This window comes from Sphaerobacter sp. (assembly GCF_019683595.1).
Lineage (GTDB): Bacteria > Chloroflexota > Chloroflexia > Thermomicrobiales > Thermomicrobiaceae > Sphaerobacter.
On sequence record NZ_JADGHZ010000014.1, the window covers coordinates 1 to 26,273 of the forward strand.

A 26,273-nucleotide genomic window follows, 5' to 3' on the forward strand; every position below is an offset into this window, starting at 1 on the left:
ATCGGCGACCAGTCCCAGGGCAGGCCGGTCCAGGTCTTCGACCGCGGCAACGACCGCGTCAAGCTCGGCGCGCGTTCCCAACGGGTAGGTGGGAACCTCCAGATCGCGGCAGATATCCAGCGCGGCGATGGCGGCTCCCGCACGCGCCAAGGCGAGGCAGTGCTCGCGCCCCTGCCCCCGTGCCGCGCCTGTCACCAGGGCGACCTTGCCCTCGAGGTTCGGCGTAGCCACCGGTACCCTCCGGCACTCTGCGGCATCCGCCGCCATCCCCCGGCGACGCAACTGCGTCCGATCCGTTTCGACGCGCCTCTGGAACTAACAAGAAATCGCTGCTACAGTATCGATAGCACTCATGACATGGAGCCGCAAATCGATTTTGTGGAGATCTCGCGTCGTTTGCGGTCAGAGAGAACCAGGAGGGAGCCGATGGCACGACGAGGCCGGCGACTCCTGACCGTAGGGGAAGCGTGCCAGTACCTCGGGGTCAGCCGCATGACGTTGCTGGCGGCCGAAGAGTCGGGGCTGCTGGCGCCGTCGCGGACACCGGGCGGGCATCGCCGCTACGACCCGGCAGAGCTCGACCGATTTCTGAACCGGGGACGCCCGTCGCCCGCCAGCGTCCCCGTCGCCGGTGGCCCGCCATCCAGGCAGAACGGACCGGTGCCGGTCACCGGGTCGTCACGCCTGCTCCTGCGCGAGGCAATCCGCCGGTTGACCCTCCTGCTCCGAGCGGACGCCGCCGGGCTCTACCTCCTGGACGAGCGGCAGGAACTGGGGTGGTGCACCTCGTTCGGCATCCCCCAGTGGCGCACCGCGCAACTCGCCCAGAGCGCGCCGCCCCGAGCCGTCGTCCGCGCGCTGATGAAGCGTCAGTGCGAGCTATTCGAGTCGAGTTCTGAGCGGTTCCCGCTGCCCACCGCTCGCGGCAGCGGGGCAGCCGTCCCGCTGGAGACCGGGGACGAGCCGCTGGGGGTGGTTGTGGTCACCGTGGGCCAGGACCGGCACCTGCTCCCGAGCGAGATCGAGATCATTGAGACCGCCGCCTTCTACATCGGCGTGCTGGTCCGTCAGCAGCGGCGCCTCGAGACCCTGGAGACCCGGCTCGCGTCGATCCACGACCTCACAGCCGGCACACACTCACCGGGAGTTCACGGCACGGTGTGAGTTCCCGGCGGGAGACGCCGGGTTCCGCGCGATTGCGTTGTCCTGCACCTGGATCGGCCCGGTCCTGACGCGCCGGTCAGGCCCACCGGCCGCGCTCCGCACTCAGTTGCTTCGCTCCTGCAAGACCAGGATGCCGATAGCGATGAGAAACGTCAGCGCCACGCCCACGATCGGGTCGATCACGCCCGCAGCTCCCCCTTCGCCGTTCGAATCCCGCCCACACACGACCTGACCGGCAGCGGGATGCTCCCCATTACCGAGCCATCGCCCGCCATGTCGGTCATCATTGATGGTAGTCCATCTCACCTGTCCAAATCGAGGCCCCAACCGCGCCAGGAGCCATCGACTGCGGCGCACATAGTGACGCCACGCCTGCACGGCGCAGCGGCAGGTGGCGGCGAGGCTTCCCGCGCTGTGGTTTGGGTCCGGGGGTTATTGGAGGTTGGCAAATTGCATGGGTGTCCGCAGTCGGCACGTGCCCGGGGGTTCACCCCCGGGCTGACAACGGAAGCCGGCTAGAGCCGGCTGGGGTGGCGATCGGCCGGGTCGTGGGTGGTGCGAGGATCCCCGCGCCGCAGCCCGTGCCCGGGGCTAAAGCCGCCGGGCTGATATGGGGTAAGCCCACTGAAGGGGCTGCGATGGCCACGCCTGGGCGGAGCCGGTCTGGCCTCCCATCGGATACAGCGTCCCCAGCCCCTTCAGTGGGCTTCGCCTCCTAGCCCGGCGGCTTGAGCCCCGGGCACGCGACGAATGGCGGGCCCCCAACGCCGGCATGTGAACGCTTTTCCCCCGGCCGCTCTAGCTGACCATTTTCGGGATGATAGCCGACCGAGTCCCGGGGCAGGGTTCCCGTCAATCGAGCTGGTACAACTCGCGCGCGTTGCCGGAGAGGATGAGCCCGGCGGCCTCCTGCGCCTCGGCCTCGGAGAGCATGTTGTCGGTCACGAGGTCGGTAAGCACCTGGCCGAGCGACTGCTTGCCCAGCTTGGCGCTGGTGTAGTTGATCTCGGGCAGCGCGTAGCCGTCCGACCCGTACACCACTTTGGAGATGGGCGCCATCTCCAGCACCTCGCTGAAGATGCGGCGCGCAGCGTGCCCGGCGAAGGGGATTCCCTCGCTGACGTCGCAGTAGACCCGTGGCAGGACGTTGGCCATGTAGGCCGCCTCGCCGTGGTAGGGGTAGCCCGTGTGCACCAGCAGCACCCGGCAGGCGCGGTAGGCCGGGAAGCGCAGCAACTCCATCAGGTAGGCCGGCCGGCAGTAGACCAGGTTGACTTCGAAGTCGCCCATGCCGGTGTGGATCTGCATCGGCACGTCGTACCCGATACACAGCTCCAGCGCCCGGCAGAGCAGATGGTCCCGCAGCTTCTTCATGCTGCCACCCCCCAACCCCCGGCGGATGGCGTCCAGCGCCTGGTAGCCCTGGTCAGGGGTACGGCTCAGGGGCGAGATATCCAGCCCGGTGCGATAGGCGATGATCGACTTGACCCCCTTGTAGCCCTTGTGCTGGAGCGCGTCGGCGATCGTGTCGTCATAGCGCTGGCGGAACTCCGACCAGGTCAAGTCCATCGCCAGCAGGTCGACGATCAGCGGCTCGATCCGGAAGATGGGCACGATCTCGACCGGCAGCTCGGCCCGCACCGCCTCGATGTCGAGCATCGGCAGCGGGAAGCCGAAGTCGGTCACCAGCGTGGTCAGCCCGGCGTTGGCGTAGAGCCGGCGCACGTAGCCGGTGTAGTCCTCCTCGACGGCGCGGTTGCGGTGGGCCAGGACCGTGTCGAGGTCGGGCGCGCAGCCGAAGAAGGCCGCCAGGTCGCGCAGCATGCGCCGGAAGTAGAGCGTGTCGCGCTTGAGGCGCTGCAGCTCGGCATGCACCGCATCAGTGACCGTGACGCCGCCCTCCTCTAGGTACTGGCGCGAACCGCCACCGAAGGCGGTCAGGTCGGTGAACTGCTCGGCGTCCACCGGCCCCCGGTTCAGGAAGGGGTGGCAGTGAACGTCGACCACGGGGAGCTGTGCCAGATCCAACATGACTACACGACCTCCAGGTAGGTGTCTCGCTCCCACGGGTGGACGTGGACGTCGTACTGCTCCAGCTCGTGGCGCTTGACCAGCAGGAAGTGGCGCAGCGCCTCGTCACCCACCGCCCCCGCGACCACCTCGTCCGCCTCCAGCGCCGCGAGCCCCTCTTCCAGCGAGCGGGGCAGGAAGCCGAGGTTCAGGCGTTCGATCTCGTGCAGCGTCAGGTGCCCGACGTCGCCGTCGAAGGGGTCGCCGGGGTCGATCTGATTGCGGATGCCGTCGAGCCCGGCGGCGAGCAGCCCGGTCAGGAACAGGTAGGGCTGGCAGGAGTTATCACCGGAGCGGTACTCGATGTGCCGCCGCGTGCCGACGCCAGGGATGCGGATCACCGCTGAGCGGTTGCCGTAACCCCAGTAGGGGTTGGCCGGCGCCCAGGAGCCTGGCTGCAGCCGCTTGTAGCTGTTGACGGTCGGGGAGCCGAGCCCGGTCAGTGCCGGAGCGTGCCGCAGCAGCCCACCCATGAACCAGCGCCCCAGGTCGGAGAGCGAGGTGTTGTCCGCGCTGGAGGGGGTCAGGTCCGTCTCCCCGGCGGCATCCCACAGGCTCAGGTGGACGTGGAGGCTGGAGCCGGCCCAGTCGGCGTAAATCTTGGGCATGAACGACGCCACGTAGCCGGAGGTGCGCGCCGCGTCGCGAATCACGTCTTTGAGCGTCAGGTAGTCGTCGACCGCCTTAATCGGCGGGCCGTGGTAGGTCGAGACCTCGTACTGCCCCGGCCCGTACTCCTTGCCGAACTGGGGAATCCGCCGTCCCATCAGCTCCAGGTCGTGCATGATCCGCTGGACCAGGTTGATCTCAGCCGCCAGCCCATCCCGCGTCATCATGCGCGTGGGGTTCACCGGGTGGTACTCCCCGTCCGGCCCCTTGTTCAACAGGTAGAACTCCGGCTCGAAGGCGCACTGGACGCTGAACCCGGCCTGTGCCAGCTCCGCCACGACCTTATCCAGCCGGGTCCGCGGGCAGCCCTCCCACACCGAGCCGTCGGTTGCCCGCATCCAGGCGTACATCCGCGCCGTCTTGGGCGCGACCGGCACCACCGCGTAGCTGCGCGGGTCCGGCACGGCCAGGAAGTCGCCGGTGTTGGCCAGCAGGGTGGCGCGCGGCGGCTGGTGGTCGACGATGTCCATGTTGAGGTTAGCCAGCGCGAAGACCACGCCCTCGGTGAGCGCCGTCTCGAACGACGCGCGCGGCACCGTCTTGGCCATGGCCCGCCCGCTGTAGTCGTGGTACACCACCCAGAGGTGCTCGATCCCGTCCCGCTGCAGGCGCTCGAGCATGGCTGGAACGTCGGTCGTCGCTTCGGTGCTCACACCAGCCTCCCTCCGCGGTCGCCGATCGCCTGGATCAACCGGGCGAGCAGCGCCGTGCGCGGCACAATGCTGCTGAGCAGGATGTACTCGTCCGGGCCGTGGTCCAGGCCGCCGATCGGCCCCAGCCCGTCCAGCCCCGGCGTACCCTGGTGACCCGCGAAGCTGATGTCCGACCCGCCACCGGTTGCCGCCCCGCGCAGCGAAAAGCCCAACTCCCGGGCGATGGCGACGGCCATGTCTTCCAGGGCCGCCACCCCCGGCGTCCGCTCCATCGCCGGGCAGTCCGAGCCCGGCTCAAGCGCCATGGTCATAGTGACGCCGGGAACCCACTCCGTGTCCACCAGCGTCCGCAACCGCCCGGCCAGGGCGTCGAGGTCGGCCGTGCTCCAGGCGCGCAGGTCGAAGCGGACCGAGGCCCGGTCGACCACCACGCTCGGATTGCCGCCACCGCGGATCTCGCCGGGGTTGACGGTCAGGCCCCGCGCCAGGTCGTTCAACCCGTCCGCCTGGACGATCAGGTGGGCCAGCGCGAGGACGGCACTGCGCCCCTTCTCGGGTTCGACCCCGGCATGGGCCGCCTTGCCCCGCGCCTCGACCGTGTACCAGCGCACGGCCTTGCGCGCGGTCACGATGTCGCCGTTCTCCCGCGCCGCTTCCAGCGTCAGGATCGCGTCGTGCGCGGGCCCCTCCGCCATCAGCAGCGGGATGGAGTGCCGCTCGGCGATCTCCTCGTCGGAGACGACGACGTAGCTGAGGGTGCCGACGTTGTCCCACTCCACGTGGTCGAGCGCCGCCACCGCGTACAGCCCCGTCAACAGCCCGGCCTTCATGTCGCAGGTGCCGGGCCCGAGGACGCGGTCGCCGTCGATCGTCATCGGCCGCTCGGCGGTCGTCCCGCGGGGGAACACGGTGTCGGTATGGCCCAGCAGCATGATCCGGGCGCTGCCGCGGCCGTGACGGCGGGCGACCAGGTCGTCCCCGTGCCGCTCCTGCTGGTGGCGGGTCACGGTGAAGCCCAGCGACGCCAGCCGATGCGCGAGCCAGTCGTTGACGGCGTCGACCCCCGCCTTGTCGTCGCTGCCGGAGTCCTGGTTGACGAGCGACTCCAGGTCGCGCAGGTAGTCCGGGAGACGCTCGTGCAGGTAGGCGACGATCGGATCGCTCACCCCGGCCTCCTACCAGCCCGCGAAGCGGGCGACGGCCGCGTCGCTGACCCGACCGGCCAGCACGTCGGCGAACGCCTGGTCGAGCAGCGCGACACCCTCGTCGATCTCCTCCCGGCTGAGGATGAGCGGGGGCGTGATCTCCAGCACGTTCGACCAGTTGCCGGCGTAGTAGAGAATGAGACCCAGCTCCCAGGCCCGGTAGACGATCTTGGCCGCGGCCGACTGGTTCGGCGCCTTGCCGGCCCGGTCGGTAACCAGCTCGACCCCCTGGATCATGCCCAGGCCGCGGACATCACCGACGATGTCGTAGCGCCCGAGGGTTTCGACCAGCCGCTGGTGGAGGTACGCGCCGTTGGCGGCCGCCCGCGCGACGAGCCCCTCACGCTCGATCACCTCCAGCGTGGCCAGCCCCGCGGCACAGCTGGTGGCATTGCCCGACACCGTGAACAGCGCCACCCCGGTTCCGGCATCCAGGATCTCCTGCCGCCCGACGATGGCGCTGAGCGGCAGCCCACCACCCAGCGACTTGCCGAGCAGCACCAGATCAGCAACGATGCCCCCGTGCTCGTAGGAGAACATCGTGCCGGTGCGACCCAGCCCGACCTTGATGTCGTCGACCACCAGCAGGATGCCGTGGCGGTCGCACAGGGCGCGCAGCTTCGGAAGGAAGTCCGGCGGCGGGACGATGTCGCCGCCGTCGCTCTGCACCGCCTCGACGAAGATCGCGCCGACGTCGCCCGGCGGGCAGATGGTGGTAAAGAGATAGTCCTCCAGGAACCCGAGGCACTGGTCCGTCACCCGGCCGGCATCTCCGCCGAACGGGTTGCGATAGGGGTTCGGGTAGGGCACCTTGGTGACGTGGGCACCCCCGACCACGTCGACGAAGGCGGTGTGCCCCGAGAGCGCCATGGTGGCGTCGGTCGTGCCATGCCAGCTCCCGACGAACGAGATCAGGCGCCGCTTGCCCGTTGCCATCCGGATCAGGCGCTGCGCCGCCTCACTCGCATCCGACCCCGACAGCCCGAACCAGGCCTTCTTCGGGAAGTCGCCCGGCACCAGCTCCACCAGCTTCTCCGCCAGATCGAGCGCCGGTTGGTTGATGGCGGAGACCAGTCCGGCAAACATCGTCTTTTCGAGCTGGGCGGCGACCGCGCGGCGCACGTGCGGGTTGCTGTAGCCCAGGTGCGCCAGCGACCAGCTCGCGCCGAAGTCGAGGTAAGCGCGGCCCTCGATGTCGTAGATGCGGCCGCCCTCGGCGCGGTCGATCACCAGCGGGTTGTAGCGGATCTTGATCGCGTCCGCGATGAGCCGCGCGTCGCGCTCGAATGCCTCCTGCACCGCGGTACCGGTCGCCTGCGGTTCCATGGTCATCCCTCACTACCCGGCACGCTCGGGCGTCGGCTCGACGGCGGCGGGGCGGTCGAGCTTCGGTCCGAACGGCCAGCGAATCTCCCTGCCCCGCGTCAGGCCGGACGGGCGCAGGATCAGCACGGCGATCATCGCCAGGGCGATGACGATCTCGGTGAAGCCGACGAGCTGGAAGGGGATCACCTGGCCCAGCGCCGTCTGCGCCGCCCGCTGGAGGTTGAGCCAGTTCTCAACACTGCGCAGCGCCTCGGAGGTCAGGGAGACAGCGACGGCGCCGATGACCGCGCCGCTCACGCTGCCGCTCCCGCCGATGATGAGCATCGCGACGATCAGGAACGTCTGGCGCAGGTAGAAGGAGTTGGGCGAGAAGGTGGTGATGAAGTGCGCCCACAAGCCTCCGGCCACGGCGGCGACGAAGATGCTGAAGACCCAGGCGACCCAGCGCACCCAGGCGCTACTGATGCCGATGCTCCAGGCGGCCGCCTCGTCGTCGCGTGCCGCACGCAGCTTCAGGCCGAGCGGCATCTCGCGGAACAGGAACGCCAGCGCCACGAAGAGGAGCATCCAGCCCGTGGCCGTCCAGAGACCCGTGTACTGGGGGATGCCGAAGACGGTGCGCGAGCCGCGGGTCAGTGCGTCCCACTGCAGCGCGACGCTGTGGACGATGATCAGCCAGGCAAACGAGGCGATGGTGAAGGAGGCATCACGCAGGCGGAGTAACGGCACCCCCAGCACCGCACCGACCGCCGCGGCGATCAGCCCGGCGGCGAGCAGCGCCGGGATGAAGGGAAAGTGCGCCTGGTGCAGCAGCCAGGTCTCCGGCATGTCGGGCAGGGTTAGCCGCTTCTCCCGCGGGCTCAGCGAGAACCAGATCGAGCCGTAGGCGCCGATAGCCATGAAGGCCACGTGGGCGAACGACATCAGGCCGGAGTTCCCGGTGAAGATCTGGAGCGCCACGACCAGGATCACGTTGATGAACATCACGGTGACAACGCGCTGAAACACACGCCCGGCAAAAAGCTCGGTGCCGGCCGCGATCACGAGCAGCCCGACGACGAGCACGATGAGCGGGAATGCACGTTCGACCCAGCGCGGTACGTGCAGCGCCCTGGCGTTCACCGGGCCTCCCTTGCGTAGGTGCCACCGATCAGCCCCTGGGGCCGGATCAGGAGCAGCACGATCACGATGCTGAAGGTGACGGCCTGCCGGTAATCGAGCAGGCTCTGGGGCAGGACCGATTGCAGGCCGACGGTGAGGAAGCCCAGGAGGTAGCCGCCGAGGACCGCCCCCTTCAAGCTCTCCATGCCGCCGACAACCGAGGCGATGAAGGCGATCAGGACCGGCTGGAGCCCAACCGCCGGCTCGACCAGCGAGGAGCGCCCAATCCAGAAGAGCGACACGATCCCCGCCATGAAACCGCTGATGGCGAAGGCGAGGGCGATCACCCCGTTGGCCCGCACCCCGAGGAGCCGCGCCATGGTGAAGTCGTCCGCCGATGCGCGCAGCGCCATGCCCATGATCGTGCGACGCAGGAAGACCGTGAGCACGCCGAGCAGGATCAAGCTGACCGCCAGGCTGATGAGGTCGACCGCCTTGACCCGGAAGCCGCCGATGGTCAGGGTCTGCACGAAGAAGCCGGGCAGGCGGACGGCCTGCGGCCGGGGCGACACGGTCAGCAAGGCGATGTTCTGCAGCAGGGCGCTGATGGCGAACGAGGTGATGAGCATCGTGGTCGGGGAAGCGTTGCGCACCGGGCGGAACCCGACCCGCTCCATCAGCACGCTCGCCAGCACCGCCATCGCGACGCTCAACGCCGCCACGAAGATCCAGGGCCAGACGGTCTTCCCGAGGATCAGCAGGGAGTAGCCGCCGACCATCACCAGCTCGCCATAGGCGAAGTTGATGAGTCGCAGGATGCCGTAGACGATGACGAGCCCGAGCGCCATCAGGGCATACAGCCCCCCGAGCGAGAGCGACGAGACGACGAACTGGACGATGTCATTCACCATGCACGCTCCTGTGCCGCTCGGCGGCGCCTAACCCGGCCCGGCCTCGGGGCCGGGACCGTTGTGGCGCCCCAGGTAGGCGCTCTCGATGTCCGCATGCTCGCGCAGGGTGCGGGGCGGCCCGGCGAACTCCACCCGGCCGGCGTTGAGCAGGTACGCCCGGTCCACCAGCGCCAGCGTCTTCTCCACGTTCTGCTCCACCAGCAGGATCGTCGTACCGAGGTCGCGGAGTTCGCCGATGAGGGCAAACACGTCATCGACCAGCTTGGGCGACAGCCCGAGCGACGGCTCATCGAGCATCATGAGCGCCGGACGTGCCATCAGCGCCCGCGCGATCGCCAGCATCTGCTGCTGCCCGCCGGAGAGGGTCCCGGCCGGACGCCGCAGGCGCTCACCCAGGATCGGGAAGAACGCGCACCAGCGCTCCATGTCGCGCTGGATCTCGGCCCGGTCCTTCCGCACCGCCGCTCCCAGGCGCAGGTTCTCCTCGACGGTCAAGCCCGGAAAGATCCGTCGGCCTTCGGGGACGAGGGCGATGCCTCGCCGCACGATCGCTTCCGGCGGCTGGCCCAGCAGCGACACGTCGCGGAACCGGATCGCCCCCCGCCAGGGGCGGACGATCCCCGCGACGCTGCCCAGCGTCGTGCTCTTCCCGGCACCGTTGACGCCGATGAGGCCGACGATCTCCCCCTCCTCGACGCGCAGGGAGATGCCGTTGAGCGCGTTGATCGCCCCGTAGCGGACGTGGAGGTCCTCAACCACCAGCATCTCAACCTGCCTCAGCCGATGCGCCGAGATACGCCTCGATGACCGCCGGCTCGCGGCGGACCTCGTCGGGCGTTCCTTCGGCAATCGTGCGCCCGTAGTTCAGCACGTGGATGCGGTCGCACAGCCGCATAATCAGGCGCATGTCGTGGTCGACGATCAGGATGCCGCAGCCCAGATCCCGGCGGATGGTCGAGAGCGTCGCCAGGAGCGTCTCGACCTCCGGCTCGGTGAGCCCGGCGCCCGGCTCGTCCAGGAGCAGGAACTCCGGCGCGGTCGCCAGCGCGCGAGCGATCTCGACGCGGCGCTCCTCGCCCTGCGGCAGCGCCGCGGCCGGCCACGGCGCCAGGTGCGCGATGCCGACCCGCTCCAGGGCCTCCCAGGCGCGCGCTGTCGCCTCCCGCCGCGGGATGCGGCCGGAGCTGAGAGCCGCGACCTCCACGTTCTCCAGCACGCTGAACTCGTGGAAGAGCCGCACCACCTGGAAGGTGCGGGCAAGCCCAACTCGCGCGATCCGGTGCGGCGGCCACCCGGTGATGTCGGTCCCGTTGACCCAGACCTCCCCAGCCGTGATGCGCAGCATCCCGGTGAGGACGTTGATCAGCGTCGTCTTGCCGGAGCCGTTCGGCCCGATCAGCCCCAGGATCTCGCCGCGGTTGAAGGTCAGGCTGACGCCGTCGACCGCGCGCAGCGCGGCGAAGGTCTTGACCACCCCTCGTGCGACCAACGATGCGGTCGCTCCGGGACCGTCGGTGGGTGACGTCATGGGAACTCGCTCTCCAGCCGACCATGCCGCCCGGCCTCGCCGTCATCGGCAACGACGGCAAAGCCGGGCGACACCGAGCCGCCCCGCCGCTACGTCGGCGGGACGTACTCCGGCTTGATCTTCTTGACGAAAGTCGGCTCGCCGTTCTTGACCTCGAGGATGAAGGCCTCCTTATCCGGGGCATGACCGGATGCGGCATCGGACCAGGTCAGGCTGCCGCTCAGGAGGTCGAAGGTCACCCCCTCCATCGCCTGGGCGAGTGCCGGTCCGTCGGTGGACCCCGCCCGCTCGATCGACTGCGCGATGATGTTGACCGTATCCCAGCCCATCACCGCGAAGGCCGTCTCCGGCGGTCCGCCGTACTCTGCCTCGTAGAGTTCGAGGAACTCGTCCATCGCCGGCCCCACGCCGGGCCCCACGAAGCTGTGCGTCGAGATGAAGATATTGTTGCCCGCGTCCGGACCGACCGCGGGATAGAACTCGACCGTATCCATGGCGTCGCCGCCCATGAGCGGGGTGTCGAAGCCGGCCGCGCGGAGCTCGCGCACCATCATGGCGTAGTCCGGCATGTTGGTGGAGAGCAGGATTACCTGCGGCGGCTCCGGCAGGCCCTGGAGACGCTGGATCTGGGCGTCGATCTGCATGTCGCCCTGGAGATAGGTGTCCTCGTTGACGATGGTGCACCCCATCTCCTGGAACGCGTCGACGAAGTACTCGCCCAGCGACTGGGTGTACTCCGTGGTCGTGTCGACAATCGTGGCGCCCGTCGTCCAACCCATGTCCTTACAGGCGAACTGGGCTGCCGCGGCGGACATCGTCTGGTTCCACATCGAGACGGTGAACTGCAAGTCCCCGAGCGCTTCCGAGCCGTAGAGCGGGGACGAGGCGCAGGTCGACAGACCGACGATCCCGGCCTCCTGCGCGGCGCGGCCGACCGGCGCGCCGAAGTCGAAATCGCAGGGGGCGATCATGACCTCGGCGCCCTGCTCGATCAACTGGATGGCTGCGTTGCCGACCGTCGCCTGATCGGTCTTCCCATCCAGCTCGATCAACTGCAGCGGCCGGCCAAGCACGCCGCCCGCCTCATTGATCTGCTTGACCGCGAGCCGGGCGCCCATCAAGGGCGGGGTGTCGTAGGCAGCCATCCAGCCGGTTCGGGGCACGGCCGCGCCGATGATGATCGGGTTCTCCGCGCCGGCACCCGGCGACGACGGGGCGGGCGCCGCCCCGGACCCCGCACCGCCTGCCGGCGCGGTCGCCGTGACAGCCGCCTCCGTTCCACCGCACGCGGCCAGGACCAGGGCAAGGAGGCTCAAAAAGGTCAGTAGGCGCAAAGGCATGCGTGGCGTCACGGTATCACTCCCCCCCATTGGACGGTGGGTACACCACAGAACCGGAACGCACGGCTGCCAGCCAACCCGGCCAGGCTCGTCCCGCGTGGGGGCGCCCGTGGCGCCAGCCGCACGGCAGGCCGCGTCCTCCCTCGGTTGTCGCGACCACCTCCTCCCACCAGCCCGGCGCCGCCGGCCTCACGCGCGAGCAGCGTTCAGCACAGGTCACGGTCCAGCGCAACCAGCCGCGTCGTGTGCCCACGAGACCACAGGCCCGAGCGTGACACCGGCCATAGCGCGCAGTTCTCCGGCGCCTATATCACACCACTCTGCCATGACAGGGGCGTATCTGGGGACCATAACGGACCCATTACCCAGCGATATTTCCGCAAACCGCAGTTCGGCGTGGAGACTCTGCAGCCGACTATAGGGGGCGGGTAGAGACGGTGTCAAGACATAATGTTTCATTCTCAGTGCACAGCGGTTTCGTGCCACCGCGGTACGCCACGGGAGAGACCTCCTGGTGAAGGTCACCCCCGGTCACCACGGTCCGTGCCAGGGATGAGGTGGTGCGAGGGTCCCCGCTCCGTGGTCTCGGCCAGGGGTTAATGGAGTTTGATGAATTGTGCGGGTGTCCGCTGGTCGGCCCGTGCCCGGGGGTTGTGGGGTTTGACGAATGATGTGGGTGTACGGGCTCTGCCGGTGCTCGGGGCTGAAGCCGCCGGCTGATAGTTTGGTAAGCCCACTGAAGGGGCTACGATGGCCACGCCCCGGTGGATCCGATCCGGCATCCCGCTGGGCGCCCAGTCCCCAGCCCCTTCAGTGGGCTTCGCCTTCTCAGCCCGGCGGCTTATGAACTTTGACGAATTAATCCGGTAAACGCGACAGCCGTCCGCGCCCCCGCGTTGTCATCCTTCGCTGCGTGGCCGGTCCGACGCGAGATCCTTCGCTCCGCCGGCCGGCTCCGCTCAGGATGACAGCCGTGCCGGAACGGGTGGCGGGAAGACGAGAATACTTCGTCAAACTCCATCAGCCCCGGGCACGGGCCGAGCGCGTACCCCCATTCGGTTCGTCAATTTCCATTCGTCCCAGGCACGCACCGACTGCGTGGACTGCAACGCATGCGTCAAACCACAATAGCCCTGGGCACCAACCATTTTGTTAGACGCGGTATGATCCGGGTGAGCCCTTTCCCGTAGCCCGTTGCAGCGGGTTTTCGTGGTCAGCCCAGCGCCTTCTGCGCCGGGCACGGCGGGTCGCCCGCGTCACACCCAATGGAGAAGCGGACGAGCCACAGAAGCCCAAGACCTTGACCGTTGCATGAGCCGGGGCGGGCAGCGCCGCAGTGTTGGGGGCGGTAGTCGGGGGAGCGCACAGACCGAACGGAGGACAGACGATGACCGTGGCGGTGGATATTCGCGTTCCGATGGGGTTGCCGCTTCCGGCCTTGATCGACTTCATCCGCGGCTGTGAGCAGGCCGGCTTCCACGGCGTCGGACTCCACGACCACCACCACATCGGCCGCGACTGCTACGTGGTACTGGGCATCGCCGCTGCCAGCACGTCGCGGCTGTCGCTCTACCCAGTCACGTCCAACACGGTCACCCGCCACCCGCTCGTGCTCGCGGCCCTGGCCAACTCCCTGGCAGAGTTCGCCCCCAGGCGAACCTGCATCACCCTCGGCCCCGGCTTCCTCTCGGTCGAGGCCGCCGGGGAGTCGCGCGCGACGATCGACGACTTGCGCCGGGCCGTGCGCGCCATCCGGGCACTGCTGGCCGGGGAGACGGCTGAGTTCAAGGGCGTTCCGGTACGCCTCCGCAACCACCCGTCTGGGAAGCTGCCGGTACTGCTGACCGCATCTGGGCCGCGCCTGCTCGAACTCGCCGGGGAGGTCGCCGACGGCGCGGTCATGCTGGTGGGGCTCGACCCGCAGATGGTCGCCGCCGCCCGGCGCCACCTGGCCGCCGGCGCCGAGCGCGCCGGGCGCAACCCGAAGGATCTCTTGGAGATCTTCATCACCCCGATCGCGGTCGGCGACCGGGCGGTGATGTGCCAGTGGCCGCGACAGTGGTTCCGCCCCGGGCAGCCCTGGCTCGAGTACCCGAGCCGCTCGAACCTCCACTGGCTGCGGTACGCCGGGATCGACCTGCCGCCGGGACACAACCCGGCGTCGATCTCCGAGGCCCAGGCCGAGGCGATCTGCGATCGGCTCGGCCTGTTCGGCCCGGCCGAGTACTGCGCCGAGCGGCTGCTGCGGGCGCAGGAAGAGGCCGGGGTCGAGCGCGTCTTCCTCTTCCCGGCGCACACCGCGGCGACGAGCTACGAGCTGCCCTGGGCCGAGGTGGAAGCGTTCCGCCGCGTGATCGGCCCCCGCCTGCGCGCCTGAGCGGGTACAAGCAGCGGGCGGCCGCGGCCACGTGGCGGCCGCCGAACTCGCAGATGATCGCCGTGCGGTGACCCGCTGCAGTCAACGTGGCGAGCGCGGCACTCGTGGGACGTCAGGCCGGGGTACGCGGGGCCGCCACTATCCTGGCGCAGGCTACAGCACCTCAGCCAGGGCAACAGGTCGTCCCTCGGCGACCGATCGTTCGATGGCCACCAGCGTCGCCGTGTTCATCAGCCCATCGTGGCCGGTGATCGACGGGCGCGTACCGCTGACGACACAGTCGATAAAGTAGTCAATGGACGTCCCGCGGGCCATGACCGCGGAGCGTGCCCCCAGCGGTACCTCGAGGCCGGTCTTGGTCGTCTTCTGGATAACGTTGTTCGGCGCCTGATTCACGCGCACGCACTCATTGGCGCCATACAGCTCCATGTTCAGCTCGATGACCGCGATCTCACCCTCCGGCAGCACCCAGGAATTCTCCATCTGAATGCAGGCGCCGTTGTCGAATTCCAGGGTCGATTGGAAGAAGTCGGGAGTCGGGACGCCGCGCGACTCCAGGACGCCCCGACGGGAGACGGCGAACACGCGGGTGACCTCGCTGTCCAGAATGAATCGGAGCAGATCCAGCGTATGGGTGCCCAGGAACCACAGGACACTCGACCGGCCGGCCCAGGACAGCATCTGCGTCGGCACGCGCTGGCTGTTGCTCATGCGGATGTGCCCGTGCACGACGCGGCCAAAGCTCTCCGAGTGCACCGCCGCACGGGCCTCGGCGAACCCGATGCCCCACCGGTGTTGGAAGTCGACCATCAAGTAGCGCCCCGACCGCTGTTCGGCCTCGACCATGGCCTTACAGTCCTCGACGGTGGTCGCCATCGGCTTCTGCACCAGGACGTGCTTCCCGGCGTCGAGCGCGCCGACGACGGCTTCCCGGTGGGCAAAGTCGGGCGTCGCCACACCGACGGCATCGATCCCTGGGTGCCGGAGCAGTTCCTCGAGGTTGTCGTAGTACGCCTTCGCCCCAAACTGCTCGGCGATCTGCTTGGCAACATCGCCGTTCAGGTCACAGACAGCCTCAATGCGTGCCTGCGAGTGCGCCCGAAACCGGGTGAGCATGACCTGCCCCCAGGTGCCACACCCAACCTGGGCCATCCCGACGGATGCCATGCGGTTCCCCTTTCCTCAATTACAGGTCATCTGACGCCAGATCGACCACGTTCCTGGCCTACTCCTAGAGCCGCGTGTGGGGATCAAGCACATCGCGCAGGCCATCTCCGAGCAAGTTGAAGCCGAGCACCAGGCATGAGATGAAGAGGCCTGGGTACAGCGACATCCAGGGCGCATCGCGCAGGAAGGTGCGCGAATCGCTCAGGATACTGCCGAGGGTTGGCACCTCGGGGGGAACGCCCACCCCCAGGAAGTTGAGGCTCGACTCCGCCAGGATGGCCGCGGCAAGAATGAAGGTCTGCTGCACCAGCACTGGTGTCATGCTGTTCGGTACCAGATGGCGGATCATGATCCGGAAGTCACTCAACCCGAGCGACCGGGCCGCCTGTACGTAGTCCAGCTCGCGCAAGGACAGGACTGTCGCACGCGCCACACGCGCGCAGCGCGGCGTGTACACGATCCCCAGGGCGATGATGATGTTCAGCAGCCGCGGCCCGAGGATGGCCATGATACCGATCGCCAGGAGGATTGCCGGAAAGGCCATCAGGGCATCCATGACCCGCATCAATGGACTATCGAGCCGGGGATAGTAGGCGGCAAGGGTACCAACGGTGAGTCCGGTAACCCCGGTGAGCACCGCGATGACGAAGCCGACCAAGATCGAGATGCGGCCGCCGTAGAGAACGCGCGTGAAGATGTCGCGGCCGAAGTCGTCGGTGCCGAACGGGTGCTCAGCCGACGGTCCCTGGAGAATGGCGGTCGGCGACATCGCGTTCGGCGGGGTATCGGTCAACAGCGGCGCGCCGAGCGACAGCACCACAATCAGGAGTGTCAACGCCAGGCCGATGAGCGTCGATCGACTGCGCCGCAGCCGCCGAAGCAACCGGCGGCGGGGGGAATGAGCCGGCCACGTGGTCCTGACCGACGGTGCGGTTGCACTGCTGGTGGCTCTGGCAGTCATGCGCTCCCTGCCTTCCCGCTCTCCCCTCTCCACACCGGTCATGAGTAGCGGATGCGCGGGTCGATCCAGCCGTAGAGAAGGTCAACCACCAAGTTTACGAACAGGTACAGCATGGTGACCAACAGGATGCCGCCCTGCACCACGGGGTAATCCCGGCGGTTGACCGCATCGATCACGAGCCGGCCGACACCCGGGAGGTTGAAGACCGTCTCGGTGATGACGCTTCCCGAGAGCAACTCACCCGCCGTGAGTCCGAGGATGGTGGCAATCGGAACGAGCGCGTTGCGGAAGGCATGGCTCAGGATCACCACCCGCTCGCGCAGGCCCTTGGCCTGTGCGGTCCGCATGTAGTCCTGCCGGAGCACGTCGAGCATGCTCGAGCGCGTCATGCGCGCGATCAATGCGGTGTACGCCAAGCCGAGTGCGAAGCCGGGCAATGCAAGGTGCCGCAGGAACGCGCGCGGCCCTTCCGAGAGTGGAGCGTACCCACCGGTCGGAAACCAGCCGAGCTTGACAGAGAAGAAGAAGATCATGTTGAGAGCCAACCAAAAGATGGGGATTGAGATGCCGAGAATGGCGAGCAGCATGATGCCCCAGTCGGTGAACCGGCCATGCCGCACGCTGGCGATAACGCCGGCGGTGATCCCGATGGTCGCGGCCACCACCAGCGCAAATGCGGACAGGCTTAGCGTCACGGGCAGCCGCTCGCGGAGTGCCTTCGACACCGGCTGGTGAAGGAAATACGACTGCCCGAGGTCGCCACGCAGTGCGTCGGAGTACCAGTTCACCAGGCGTTGCAGCAGCGGCTGATCCAGGTTGAGCTCCTCCCGGAGCTTCTGCGTCGCTTCAGCGGTTGCTTCCGGGCCCAGCATGGTCGCCACCGGATCCCCGGGGATCAGATAGATCATGAAGAAGATGAGCAGCGATACGACCAGCAGGGTCGGGATGAAGGCCGCCAGCCGCCGTGCGATGTAGATCGCCATTCAGTGCGTCCTTCCCGCTCACGAGCGGTGCACGCGGCGCGGGTTCGCGGTACGCTTCCTCATCCATCCCGCGCCGCGCGCCAGCCTAGTCTTCCCGCCAGCAGGACCAGAAGCGGGAGGTGTTGTACCAGGGCTTGTAGCCCTTGATGTCCGAGCGGATTGCCGCCAGGCCAAAGGTGTCGACCGTCTTGATACCGGTGACGTCCTCGTACCAGATGCGCTGGACCTCCTCGAAGGCCTTCTTGCGATCCTCCAGTGTCGTTGCCTGCATGGCGTCCTGGAACGCCTTGGTCATGTCTGGGTTGTTATAGCCTGCCCCCGCATCGGCCCCGCCGCCTCCGTAGAAGGCGGCAAAGGCGTCCGGCGCGAACATGCCCTGGGACAGGTAACCGGTGACACTCAAATGCCAATCCGGCTCCTTCCAGCGGGCCTGCTGCGCCGGCCAGTCGAGGATGTCAACCCGCGTGTTCATCCCGATCGCCTTGAGCTGCTCGGCCGCAGTCACGATGCACTTGTACATGTAGTCGTAATTGCGGTTGGTGAGGAGCACCACCTCTTCACCGTTGTAGCCCGCTTCCTGGAGGAACTGCTTCGCCTTCTCGGGGTTCTTCTGGTTGTACAGCTCGGCGCCGACCTCGGTGTGCCACGGTGACGAGCTGAACCAGAGCGAGGGCTGCACGCGATAGAACTCCTTGCGCCCGTTCGTGATGGCTTGGCCCAGCGCGTCGATGTCAAGCGCCGCCTGAACCGCCCGGCGGAACGCCAGGTTGCTCGTGAGCGGATTCCGGAAGTTGAACAGGATCACGACCCACCGCTGGTCCTCGATAATGTAGGGTGTGATGTCCGGGTTCTGGTCGAGCCGGTCATAGTCAGTGGTTGGAGGTGCCGCGGCGTAGTCGTACTCGCCCGTCTCCAGCCCGGCCACACGCGCGGCCGACTCGGGCACCGGGTAGAGATAGATCTCGTCGAAGTACGGGATCTTCCCACCGCCAAGGCCATCGACTTCTGTCCCGAGCGGCTGGTAGTCCTCGAAGCGCACCACCTTCAGGTACTGGTCGGGCTTCCACTCCGCGAACTTGTATGGTCCGGTGCCAATCATGTCGGCGTCGGTGAGCTTTCCTGCCTCCTTCCCCTCGATGACCTCCTTGGGGAAGATGACCAACGTGCCGACCGGATAGGCCAACGCGTCGAGCAGGGTCATGGTCGCGTAGGAGAGCCGGAACACGACGGTGTAGTCGTCCGGCGCCTCGTACGACTCGATCATCTCAAAGGAACTCTTGCGGGCAGTCACGGCAAGGAAGCGCTCGGTAGAGGCAAGAACGTCCTCACTCGTCATCTCCTTGCCGTTGTGGAACTTGACGCCCTTCCGCAGCGCGAAGGTGTAAGTGAGCCCGTCGTCGCTGACTTCCCAGCGCTCGGCCAGAACGGGGATGATCTCGTAGTTCTCGGCATATGCGACCAGGGTCTCGTGCCAGAACAGTACTGCCTCGCGCGCTGCGGCAGCCAGGGTGATGGCCAGATCGAGCGTCGGCGGCGCACTCTCTACCGCGGCCCGGAACACGCCCCCGTACTTCCCGGGGCCGACCTGCTCAGTCTCCCCAGAACCTGCCTCCGGGGTCCCGGCAGGTTCGGTCGTTGCGGTCGTCGACCCGGCTCCCGCCCCGCCCGAGGTAGCCTCGGCGGTGGGAGCGCCCTCGCTCGTGCCCTCGCCACCACATGCAGCCAGGAGGGTAGTGGCTGCCGACGCGACCACGCCCACACTTCCGAGCTGGAGCAGTCTCCGACGCGTCATTCGAGCCCGCTGTCGATCTCCCGTCATTGGCGTCCTCCTCAGCTCGCTCCTCACTGCTCACCGGACGATCTCAATAGCTCCCCACCCGCACGCCGCTCGCGCACACTACTCGCACCCTGACCGGCACCCCCTTTCACGTCCTCCAGGAGGGGCAATCGAAGGTTCACCCTGACGGTGGCACCCAAGGCACCTCATGAGATGCCTAGCTGTACATCGCTTCTCTCCCGGCGCCGTCGATCTGGCCCCTGTCGACGAGATCCACCACCGCACGCAGGTCCGCCAGGTAGGTATCGATGAACGCGTCGTGGCCGGGAGAGAGCATGACGTGGATACCCGGCGGCCGACGCTGCGGATGGACGAACCAGCCGCGCGCTTCCATACCCGCGGCGACGGCAGCCATGTCGCGCTCCGGCGACCCGAACGCGAACACGCTCATCACCGGCTCGCCAAAGACCTGGAAGCCGGGGATCGCCCGGATGCCCGCTTGCAGCCGGGTGGCAGCGCGCATGGCCTGCTGGGTCAGCCGCACATACCCCTCTTCACCGAGGTACTGCATGACCGCCCACCCAGCGGCTATCGCCCCGCCCGGCCGGGACCCGGCTAGCGTCGGAGTCGAGTAGATCCCCGAGGGCCAATCGGTAAACCGCACCCCCTGGTACTGATAGATGTCCGCATCGCGGCAGAGTAAGACGGAGGCACCCCGCGCCGCGAAGCCGAACTTGTGCAAGTCCGCCGAGATCGTCGTGACCCCGGGAACGCGAAAGTCGAAGGGCGTAATCGGGGTGCCGAGGCGTTCGAGAAACGGCAGGAAGTAGCCACCGACGCAGGCGTCCACGTGGAAACTGATGCGCCGCTCGGCCGCGATTTCCGCCATCTCCGAGATTGGATCGATCATCCCAAAGGGGTAATTCGGCGCAGAACCGACGAGGAGCACGGTGTTGTCGGTGACGGCGTCTCGATAGGCGTCGAGATCGAGCTGGAAGTCTGGCCCGACCGGGGTGCGGATCGCCTTCAGCCCCAGGTAGTGCGCGCCCTTATTGAACGCGGGATGCGCGGTCTCGGGGAGGACGATTTCGGGCTCAGTGATCTCGGGATGCTCGGCCCGGGCCTTGTCACGGGCGATCTTGAGCGCAAGGATGATGCTCTCTGTGCCGCCGGAGGTGATGTTCCCCAACGCGTGTTCGCCGTGGAGCAAAGCGGCAGTCATCGCGACTACCTCGCGCTCAAAGCGGTCGATGCTGGGGAACGCACGTGGCGACAGGCCATTCTCCGAGAAGAAGCGCAGGTAGGCTTCCTTGGCCACGGCCACCACGTCGTCGCCGGGGAGATAGACCAGGGCTGCCACCCGGCCCTGCTGCCATTGCACATCCGCCTGCCGGGCTTCGTCCATCGTGGCCCAGATGGCGCTCGGACTGCGCCCAGCCTTCGGAAGCTGGACGGACGCCGCCGCGTGGGCTGGAGAAACCTGCCGCATGCCTGCTCCCTCCTGCTCCACGCAATGGCCATCAACTCAGCCCTCAGCGACTCGACCACCAACGGGGTGACCGAGAGGGCGACCCGACAGCAAAGCCCGCCCGCAACGAGTGGCAGGCTGACCGCACCGGCGGGAGGCATCTCCCTCAGCCGCCCGCGCCATGCGACGACGAACGTCGCGGTGCCGAGTAGACGGTCTTGCGTTCCCTGGAGCAACACGGTTACACTTGGCAACGGCAGTATAGAGCGGAGTCAACAGCGTTGTCAATGCCCGCGACGGGTACACCGGCCACCCCGGCGCGGTGTCCCGCCGTGCATGGAGAGGGAGGAAGACGGGGTTCAGCGATGGGCGACACCGAGAGAGACGCGTTCGTGACCGATGACAACTCCATGGTTTACACCGGCGTCACTGCGGTCGAACGCGCGATGCTGATCATTGAACTACTTTCACGCTCCCCACATGGGGCAACCGTAACGGACCTCAGCAGGGCACTGGGAACCAACAAGGGGGTCGTACATCGCATCCTGGCCAGCCTGGGGACCAATGGCTATGTCTCAAAAGATGACCGCACTCAGCACTATCGGCTCACGAGCAAGCTGCTCGGTCTGGCATTCCGGCACGTGCGCTCGATGGAGATGTACGACCTGGTTCAGCCGATCCTGCGGAGGCTGGCGCAGGAGTCGGGGGAGCTGGCCGAGTTGAACTGGGTACAGCACGGGCGCTTGGTACTGGTGGCCAAGGCCGAGAGCCCACGGCGCGTAAAGGTGGTCGACTACTTCGGAGAAGAGCTCATCCTCCACGCCACGGCCGGCGGCAAGGCGTGGCTCGCCAATCTGCCGGAGGAGGAAGCCCTCCGCATTCTGCTTGAGCGGGGTACGCCGAAGCTCGGGGAACACACCATCACCGACTTGACTGAGCTGCAACGCGAGTTCCGCAAGATCCGCGAGCAGGGCTACGCGGTGAATGACCAGGAGTCTGCCGATGAAGTCGTGGCGGTGGCCGCGCCCGTCTGGGTCAACAGCCCCAAGCGCCAGGTGGTCGGGGCAGTCAGCGTCGTATCACCCGCCTACCGGGCCGTCCACCGGAACCCGCGGATCATCGAGTTGACCATCGCCGCTGCCAATGAGATCGGCGACGTGTGGCCGTTCGTCGGGTTGGAGCACTGACCGGCGCGAGAGAGGGAGGTTGCCCATGGGCGGCACGGTCATGACCGTCCGAGGTCCGGTCTCGGGGAGCGACCTGGGGATCACGCTCCCTCACGAGCACCTTCAGATCGACCTGTATCGCATGAGCCGGAATCGGGATGGCTACGTCGATGACCTCGGCCTCGCGATCATCGAGGCCCGGCAGTTCGCCGAAGCGGGCGGCCGCACCATGGTCGACCTCACCACCGACTGCATCGGGCGCGACCCCCTGATGCTCCGCCAGGTCGCGGAGGAAACTGGCCTCAACATCATCATGGGCTGCGGCTACTACCGCAACCCGTACATCGACGAGTCAGTCAACAAGACATCCGTGCGAGCCATCACCCAGTGGATCGTCGATGAGATTGAGCATGGCGTCCGGGATACCGGCATCCGGCCCGGTGTGATCGGCGAGTGCGGCGTTGAACGCGAGTGGGTGACCCCACTGGAAGAGCGCGCGCTGCGTGGAGCAGCCCGGGCGCAGCGCATTACCGGGCTCCCGATGTCGCTCCATGCCACCCGCTCACCAATCGGGTTGGAGCTGCTCACCATCCTCGAGGAAGAAGGCGCCGACCTGCGACGGGTGGCTCTCTCCCACTGCGACAACTATCCCCACCCCGACTTTCACGAGGCAGTCGCCAAGCGCCAGGCATACGTCGAGTTCGACCGACACGACCCGCGCTGGCCGTGGGAGCAAGAGCGGCGTGTCGCCAACATCCGAGAACTGGCCCGGCGTGGCTACCTCCATCAGATCCTCATCTCTCACGACATCTGCCACATCTCAGAGCGGGCGGCCTATGGCGGTCCGGGGTACTGCTACGTCCTCGAGGGGGTTGTCCCGATGCTGCGGGACGCCGGTTTCTCCGAGGAAGAGATTCACATCATCCTCGTCGAGAATCCCAGGCGATGGCTCACGGGGGAATGAATCGGTCGCGGCGTCGCAGCAGGGCGACACCGCCGGAGCCCTGGCGCGGGGCATGTGCTGAGGAGGTACGGGGCTCGTGCAAACGCATACCTATACGCGCAATGCCACGCTCGTAGGGAGAGCCAAGCGCGTCGTGCCGGGCGGCGTATACGGCCACCAGTCAGCCGCGCGGCTGCCGGACGGCTTTCCGCAGTTCTTCGCGCGCGGCGAGGGAAGCCGGGTCTGGGACGTCGACGGAAACGAGTACATCGACTACATGTGCGCGTTCGGGCCGATCGTGCTCGGGCACCGGCACGAGGCGGTCGAGCGCGCAGTCGACGAGCAGCGACGTGCCGGCGCGTGCTTCAACGGACCAACGGAGTACTGGGTGCACCTGGCCGAGTTACTCGTCGAGATCACCCCGCACGCGGACTGGGCGTGGTTCGCCAAGAACGGCACGGACGCGACCACGTTCGCGGTCATGCTCGCACGGGCACACACGGGCAAGAAGCAATTGCTGCGCGCGCGCGGTGCCTACCACGGGTCAGCCCCGTGGTGCACGCCGAGGTCGGCGGGTGTGACGCCCGAGGACCAGGCCAACCAGATCTTCTACACGTACAACGACCTCGACAGTGTCCGCCAGGCGGTCGCGCAGGCCGGCGACGACCTGGCCGCCATTATCGTCAGCCCCTTCCGCCACGACGCCTGGTTCGATCAGGAAGAGGTCGATCCGGCGTTCGCCCGCGGCGTGCGGGAGTTGTGCGACGAAACCGGCGCGGTCCTCATCCTCGACGACGTGCGCGCCGGTTTCCGCATCGACCTCGGAGGGAGCTGGGTACCCATCGGCGTCGCGCCAGACGTCTCCGCCTACTCCAAGGCCATCGCCAACGGCTATCCCCTCGCGGCCGTTGTCGGCCGCGAGGAGCTGCGGGCCGCGGCGGAGGAAGTGTTCATGACCGGTTCATTCTGGTTCGCCGGCGCGGAGATGGCGGCAGCCGTTGCCACGATCCAGACGCTGCGCGCTACCAACGCCATCGCGCACATGAAGCGCATCGGGCAGATGCTGCGGGACGGACTCGACGCACAGGCCCGGGCGCACGGTCTGCGCATCCGTCAGACCGGGCCGGTTCAGATCCCATTCCTCACCTTCGTGAGCGACCAGCACTTCGAGCGGTCTTTCACCTTCAGTTCCGAGGCAGCCAAGCGAGGCGTCTACCTGCACCCGTGGCACAACTGGTTCTTGTCCGCTGCCCACACGGAGGAAGATGTGGCGGCCACGCTGGAGATCACTGACATCGCGTTCCAGGTGGTGCGGCAGGTCCACGGCGAGGGATGACCTCCCCGGGGAGGGGCGACTCAATGGTCAACCACGGAGAAGCTGAGGACGGGAACGGGCGTGCACCGAAGTGAGCACAATTCGAGAGAAGGTGAAGCGATGTCCGACCGGGACACCACCTTGCCGTCTGGGCTGACGCGCTCTCAGCTCCTGGAGATCCTGCAGAACCGGGCGCAATTCGTACGCACCGAGACCCTGCGACTGATCGCGATCGCTAAGAGCGGGCACTATACCAGCGTCTTCTCCTGCGCCGAACTCTTCGCCGCGCTGTACTACCACACCCTGCGGATCCGCCCGGAAGACCCGGCGTGGCCCGACCGCGACCGTTTCCTCCTCGGCAAGGGCCACGTCGCCGTGGGGTTGTACCCCATCCTGGCCGACCTGGGATATTTCGACCCAGCACTGCTGGACAGCTATACGCGCGTCGGCAGTCCCTTCGGCGATCACCCGGACATGAAACTCATACCCGGCATCGACTTCTCGTCCGGGTCGCTCGGGCACAACCTCTCCGTGTCAGTGGGGATGGCGCTCGCCGCCGTCATGGACGGCCGCGATTACCGCGTGTTCTGCCTGCTCGGCGACGGCGAGATGAACGAAGGTCAGGTCTATGAGGCCATGATGGCGGCCGGCAACTTCCGGCTGAACAACCTCATTGCCATCGTCGACCGCAACCAGATGTCGCTCGACGGCTTCACCGAGGAAGTGATGCCGATCGAGCCGCTGGCCGCGAAGTTCGAGGCCTTCAACTGGGAGGTGTGGGAAGTCAACGGGCACGACCTCGATACCCTGATCAGCACCTTCGACGCCCTCGATCGTCGCACCGACCCGCGGCCGCTCGCCATCATCGCCCACACCCGCAAGGGATATGGTCTGTCCTTCATGGACCTCTCGCGGGAGTGGCACCTCGGGCTCCTCGTCGGTGCCGACTACGAGCGCGCCATGGCGGAGCTGCTGGCAGGCAAACCGGCTCCGACGTACTACCAGTACCGCGAGCAGGTTGCGGCGCACCGCGCAGTGCAGAACGCACGTCCGCGCCCCGCGGCCACCGGCTCGGTCGCGCCGCGCCCACCGCGCGGGGACCGGGCTCATCAGGGCATCACCCGTCGGGGACCAGCGCCGATCGAACTGGAGGACCCGGCCTCCTGGAACCTGCTCACCTCCGCCCGGTTGTCCTCCGAGGCCGTCGCCGGCCGGGTCCTCGCCGGCCTCGCCGCCAGCCACCCAGACATCGTCGTCCTCACCGCCGACCTGAAGTACTCCAACCGACTCAACGACTTCGCCGAGGAGTGGCCCGAACGCTTCGTCAATCTCGGTATTGCCGAGCAGAACATGGTTTCCGTCGCCGCCGGACTTGCCGCATGCGGCAAGATTCCCTTCATCGGCACCTTCGCCGCCTTCGTGGGCCTGCTGTGCGCGGAGCACATCCGCACCGACCTGGCCTACAACAACCTGCCGGTGCGCGTGCTGGCGCACCACGCCGGCATCACGATGGGCTACTACGGCACCAATCACCACGCGCTCGAGGATCTGTCGATCACGCGCACCATGGCGAACCTGACCGTCTTCTGCCCCGCCGATGCGCCGAGCATCCGGGCCGGCATCGAGGCCTCGTTGACCTGGCCGGGCCCCATCTACTTCCGCCTCGGACGCGGCCGGGAGCGGGTGGTCTACGAAAACGGACTCCCCGATTTCCAGTTCGGCAAAGCCATCGTCTTCCGCGACGGCCGTGATCTGACCGTCATCACGCACGGCCTCACGATGCGGGCCGCGGTCGACGCCGTGGAGGCGCTCGCGCGGGAGGGACTGGACTGTCGCCTGATCGACATGCACACCATCAAGCCGCTCGACCGTGAGGCGATCATCGCCGCCGCGCGCGAGACGGGCGGTATCTTCGTCGTTGAGGAGCACAACATCACCGGTGGCCTGGGCAGCGCCGTCGCCGAAGTCCTCGCTGAGGAAGCGATCGCGATCCCCTTCCACCGACACGGTATCCGCGACGAGTTCGCACTGATCGGCCCGCCGGCCGCGCTCTACGCCCACTATCACCTCGACGGCCCGGGCATCGCACACGAGATCCGCCAGTGGTGGGAAACGATCACCGGCTGAGATGGACGGCCAAGGTGGCCGT

The 26,273-nt window shown here is 67.5% G+C and carries 20 protein-coding genes and 1 pseudogene; 6 read left to right on the forward strand and 15 right to left on the reverse strand.

Features of this window, described 5'->3' with window-relative positions:
• A pseudogene (locus IRZ30_RS02875) lies at nucleotides 1-231 on the reverse strand (SDR family mycofactocin-dependent oxidoreductase); the annotation flags it as partial.
• Between the two features lie 195 nt (nucleotides 232-426).
• Between IRZ30_RS02875 and IRZ30_RS02880 the strand changes: the two are divergent.
• Nucleotides 427-1,164: a helix-turn-helix domain-containing protein gene (locus IRZ30_RS02880; protein ID WP_294082725.1), complete on the forward strand. Its 738-nt coding sequence runs from the start codon at nucleotides 427-429 to the stop codon at nucleotides 1,162-1,164.
• Between the two features lie 852 nt (nucleotides 1,165-2,016).
• Here the strand turns inward: IRZ30_RS02880 and IRZ30_RS02885 are convergent.
• The 9 genes from IRZ30_RS02885 to IRZ30_RS02925 all read right to left on the reverse strand — a co-directional run bounded on the left by IRZ30_RS02885 (nucleotide 2,017) and on the right by IRZ30_RS02925 (nucleotide 11,979).
• Nucleotides 2,017-3,195, reverse strand: a complete 1,179-nt coding sequence (locus tag IRZ30_RS02885; protein WP_294082727.1) for an amidohydrolase family protein — start codon at nucleotides 3,193-3,195, stop codon at nucleotides 2,017-2,019.
• Nucleotides 3,196-3,197: 2 nt separating this feature from the next.
• Nucleotides 3,198-4,556: a glutamine synthetase family protein gene (locus tag IRZ30_RS02890; RefSeq protein WP_294082729.1), complete on the reverse strand. Its 1,359-nt coding sequence runs from the start codon at nucleotides 4,554-4,556 to the stop codon at nucleotides 3,198-3,200.
• A complete protein-coding gene (locus IRZ30_RS02895) occupies nucleotides 4,553-5,722 on the reverse strand; it encodes a M20 family metallopeptidase (RefSeq protein ID WP_294082731.1) in 1,170 nt (389 codons plus the stop codon). Before IRZ30_RS02895 ends, IRZ30_RS02890 begins: the two co-directional genes overlap by 4 nt.
• Before the next feature lie 9 nt (nucleotides 5,723-5,731).
• Entirely contained in the window at nucleotides 5,732-7,093 is a 1,362-nt protein-coding gene (locus IRZ30_RS02900) for an aspartate aminotransferase family protein (protein WP_294082733.1), read from the reverse strand.
• A gap of 6 nt (nucleotides 7,094-7,099) precedes the next feature.
• Nucleotides 7,100-8,209, reverse strand: coding sequence for a branched-chain amino acid ABC transporter permease (locus IRZ30_RS02905; RefSeq protein ID WP_294082735.1), 1,110 nt, complete (start codon nucleotides 8,207-8,209; stop codon nucleotides 7,100-7,102).
• Nucleotides 8,206-9,099: a branched-chain amino acid ABC transporter permease gene (locus tag IRZ30_RS02910; protein WP_294082737.1), complete on the reverse strand. Its 894-nt coding sequence runs from the start codon at nucleotides 9,097-9,099 to the stop codon at nucleotides 8,206-8,208. The genes IRZ30_RS02905 and IRZ30_RS02910 overlap by 4 nt, the downstream gene beginning before the upstream one ends.
• Before the next feature lie 27 nt (nucleotides 9,100-9,126).
• Entirely contained in the window at nucleotides 9,127-9,864 is a 738-nt protein-coding gene (locus tag IRZ30_RS02915; protein ID WP_294082739.1) for an ABC transporter ATP-binding protein, read from the reverse strand.
• Nucleotide 9,865: 1 nt separating this feature from the next.
• Nucleotides 9,866-10,627: an ABC transporter ATP-binding protein gene (locus tag IRZ30_RS02920; RefSeq protein WP_294082741.1), complete on the reverse strand. Its 762-nt coding sequence runs from the start codon at nucleotides 10,625-10,627 to the stop codon at nucleotides 9,866-9,868.
• Between the two features lie 89 nt (nucleotides 10,628-10,716).
• Complete coding sequence (locus tag IRZ30_RS02925; protein ID WP_294082743.1) at nucleotides 10,717-11,979, reverse strand: ABC transporter substrate-binding protein; 1,263 nt, start codon at nucleotides 11,977-11,979, stop codon at nucleotides 10,717-10,719.
• A gap of 1,375 nt (nucleotides 11,980-13,354) precedes the next feature.
• Here IRZ30_RS02925 and IRZ30_RS02930 point away from each other — a divergent pair.
• The gene (locus IRZ30_RS02930) at nucleotides 13,355-14,344 is read left to right on the forward strand and encodes an LLM class flavin-dependent oxidoreductase (RefSeq protein WP_294082745.1); all 990 of its coding nucleotides are present in this window, start codon (nucleotides 13,355-13,357) and stop codon (nucleotides 14,342-14,344) included.
• A 153-nt stretch (nucleotides 14,345-14,497) separates the two neighbouring features.
• Here the strand turns inward: IRZ30_RS02930 and IRZ30_RS02935 are convergent, their stop codons facing one another.
• From IRZ30_RS02935 to IRZ30_RS02955, 5 genes are all read right to left on the reverse strand, one after another.
• Nucleotides 14,498-15,511, reverse strand: coding sequence for a Gfo/Idh/MocA family oxidoreductase (locus tag IRZ30_RS02935; protein ID WP_294082747.1), 1,014 nt, complete (start codon nucleotides 15,509-15,511; stop codon nucleotides 14,498-14,500).
• A 64-nt stretch (nucleotides 15,512-15,575) separates the two neighbouring features.
• Nucleotides 15,576-16,472: an ABC transporter permease gene (locus tag IRZ30_RS02940; protein ID WP_294082750.1), complete on the reverse strand. Its 897-nt coding sequence runs from the start codon at nucleotides 16,470-16,472 to the stop codon at nucleotides 15,576-15,578.
• A 38-nt stretch (nucleotides 16,473-16,510) separates the two neighbouring features.
• A complete protein-coding gene (locus IRZ30_RS02945; RefSeq protein ID WP_294082754.1) occupies nucleotides 16,511-17,455 on the reverse strand; it encodes an ABC transporter permease in 945 nt (314 codons plus the stop codon).
• A gap of 85 nt (nucleotides 17,456-17,540) precedes the next feature.
• Entirely contained in the window at nucleotides 17,541-19,274 is a 1,734-nt protein-coding gene (locus tag IRZ30_RS02950; RefSeq protein WP_294082756.1) for an ABC transporter substrate-binding protein, read from the reverse strand.
• Nucleotides 19,275-19,449: 175 nt separating this feature from the next.
• Nucleotides 19,450-20,721 carry an aspartate aminotransferase family protein gene (locus IRZ30_RS02955; RefSeq protein WP_294082758.1) on the reverse strand — a complete coding sequence of 424 codons (1,272 nt, stop codon included), beginning with the start codon at nucleotides 20,719-20,721 and terminating at the stop codon, nucleotides 19,450-19,452.
• A 344-nt stretch (nucleotides 20,722-21,065) separates the two neighbouring features.
• On the opposite strand from IRZ30_RS02955, the gene IRZ30_RS02960 reads away from it, so the two are divergent.
• The 4 genes from IRZ30_RS02960 (at nucleotide 21,066) to IRZ30_RS02975 (ending at nucleotide 26,251) form a co-directional block, all read left to right on the forward strand.
• Entirely contained in the window at nucleotides 21,066-21,887 is an 822-nt protein-coding gene (locus tag IRZ30_RS02960) for an IclR family transcriptional regulator (protein WP_294082760.1), read from the forward strand.
• Nucleotides 21,888-21,912: 25 nt separating this feature from the next.
• Entirely contained in the window at nucleotides 21,913-22,830 is a 918-nt protein-coding gene (locus tag IRZ30_RS02965) for a hypothetical protein (RefSeq protein ID WP_294082762.1), read from the forward strand.
• 76 nt (nucleotides 22,831-22,906) lie between these two features.
• Nucleotides 22,907-24,145, forward strand: a complete 1,239-nt coding sequence (locus tag IRZ30_RS02970; RefSeq protein WP_294082764.1) for an aminotransferase class III-fold pyridoxal phosphate-dependent enzyme — start codon at nucleotides 22,907-22,909, stop codon at nucleotides 24,143-24,145.
• Nucleotides 24,146-24,244: 99 nt separating this feature from the next.
• Complete coding sequence (locus IRZ30_RS02975; RefSeq protein WP_294082766.1) at nucleotides 24,245-26,251, forward strand: transketolase C-terminal domain-containing protein; 2,007 nt, start codon at nucleotides 24,245-24,247, stop codon at nucleotides 26,249-26,251.
• The last annotated feature ends 22 nt before the right edge of the window (nucleotides 26,252-26,273 follow it).

Excerpts from the sequence above, each read along its gene's own strand:
- IRZ30_RS02880 (WP_294082725.1), top strand. The coding sequence starts at position 427 with ATGGCACGACGAGGCCGGCGACTCCTGACCGTAGGGGAAGCGTGCCAG.
- IRZ30_RS02885 (WP_294082727.1), bottom strand. The coding sequence starts at position 3,195 with ATGTTGGATCTGGCACAGCTCCCCGTGGTCGACGTTCACTGCCACCCC.
- IRZ30_RS02900 (WP_294082733.1), bottom strand. The coding sequence starts at position 7,093 with ATGACCATGGAACCGCAGGCGACCGGTACCGCGGTGCAGGAGGCATTC.
- IRZ30_RS02910 (WP_294082737.1), bottom strand. The coding sequence starts at position 9,099 with ATGGTGAATGACATCGTCCAGTTCGTCGTCTCGTCGCTCTCGCTCGGG.
- IRZ30_RS02915 (WP_294082739.1), bottom strand. The coding sequence starts at position 9,864 with ATGCTGGTGGTTGAGGACCTCCACGTCCGCTACGGGGCGATCAACGCG.
- IRZ30_RS02920 (WP_294082741.1), bottom strand. The coding sequence starts at position 10,627 with ATGACGTCACCCACCGACGGTCCCGGAGCGACCGCATCGTTGGTCGCA.
- IRZ30_RS02930 (WP_294082745.1), top strand. The coding sequence starts at position 13,355 with ATGACCGTGGCGGTGGATATTCGCGTTCCGATGGGGTTGCCGCTTCCG.
- IRZ30_RS02935 (WP_294082747.1), bottom strand. The coding sequence starts at position 15,511 with ATGGCATCCGTCGGGATGGCCCAGGTTGGGTGTGGCACCTGGGGGCAG.
- IRZ30_RS02940 (WP_294082750.1), bottom strand. The coding sequence starts at position 16,472 with ATGACTGCCAGAGCCACCAGCAGTGCAACCGCACCGTCGGTCAGGACC.
- IRZ30_RS02945 (WP_294082754.1), bottom strand. The coding sequence starts at position 17,455 with ATGGCGATCTACATCGCACGGCGGCTGGCGGCCTTCATCCCGACCCTG.
- IRZ30_RS02950 (WP_294082756.1), bottom strand. The coding sequence starts at position 19,274 with ATGACGGGAGATCGACAGCGGGCTCGAATGACGCGTCGGAGACTGCTC.
- IRZ30_RS02955 (WP_294082758.1), bottom strand. The coding sequence starts at position 20,721 with ATGCGGCAGGTTTCTCCAGCCCACGCGGCGGCGTCCGTCCAGCTTCCG.
- IRZ30_RS02960 (WP_294082760.1), top strand. The coding sequence starts at position 21,066 with ATGGGCGACACCGAGAGAGACGCGTTCGTGACCGATGACAACTCCATG.
- IRZ30_RS02965 (WP_294082762.1), top strand. The coding sequence starts at position 21,913 with ATGGGCGGCACGGTCATGACCGTCCGAGGTCCGGTCTCGGGGAGCGAC.
- IRZ30_RS02975 (WP_294082766.1), top strand. The coding sequence starts at position 24,245 with ATGTCCGACCGGGACACCACCTTGCCGTCTGGGCTGACGCGCTCTCAG.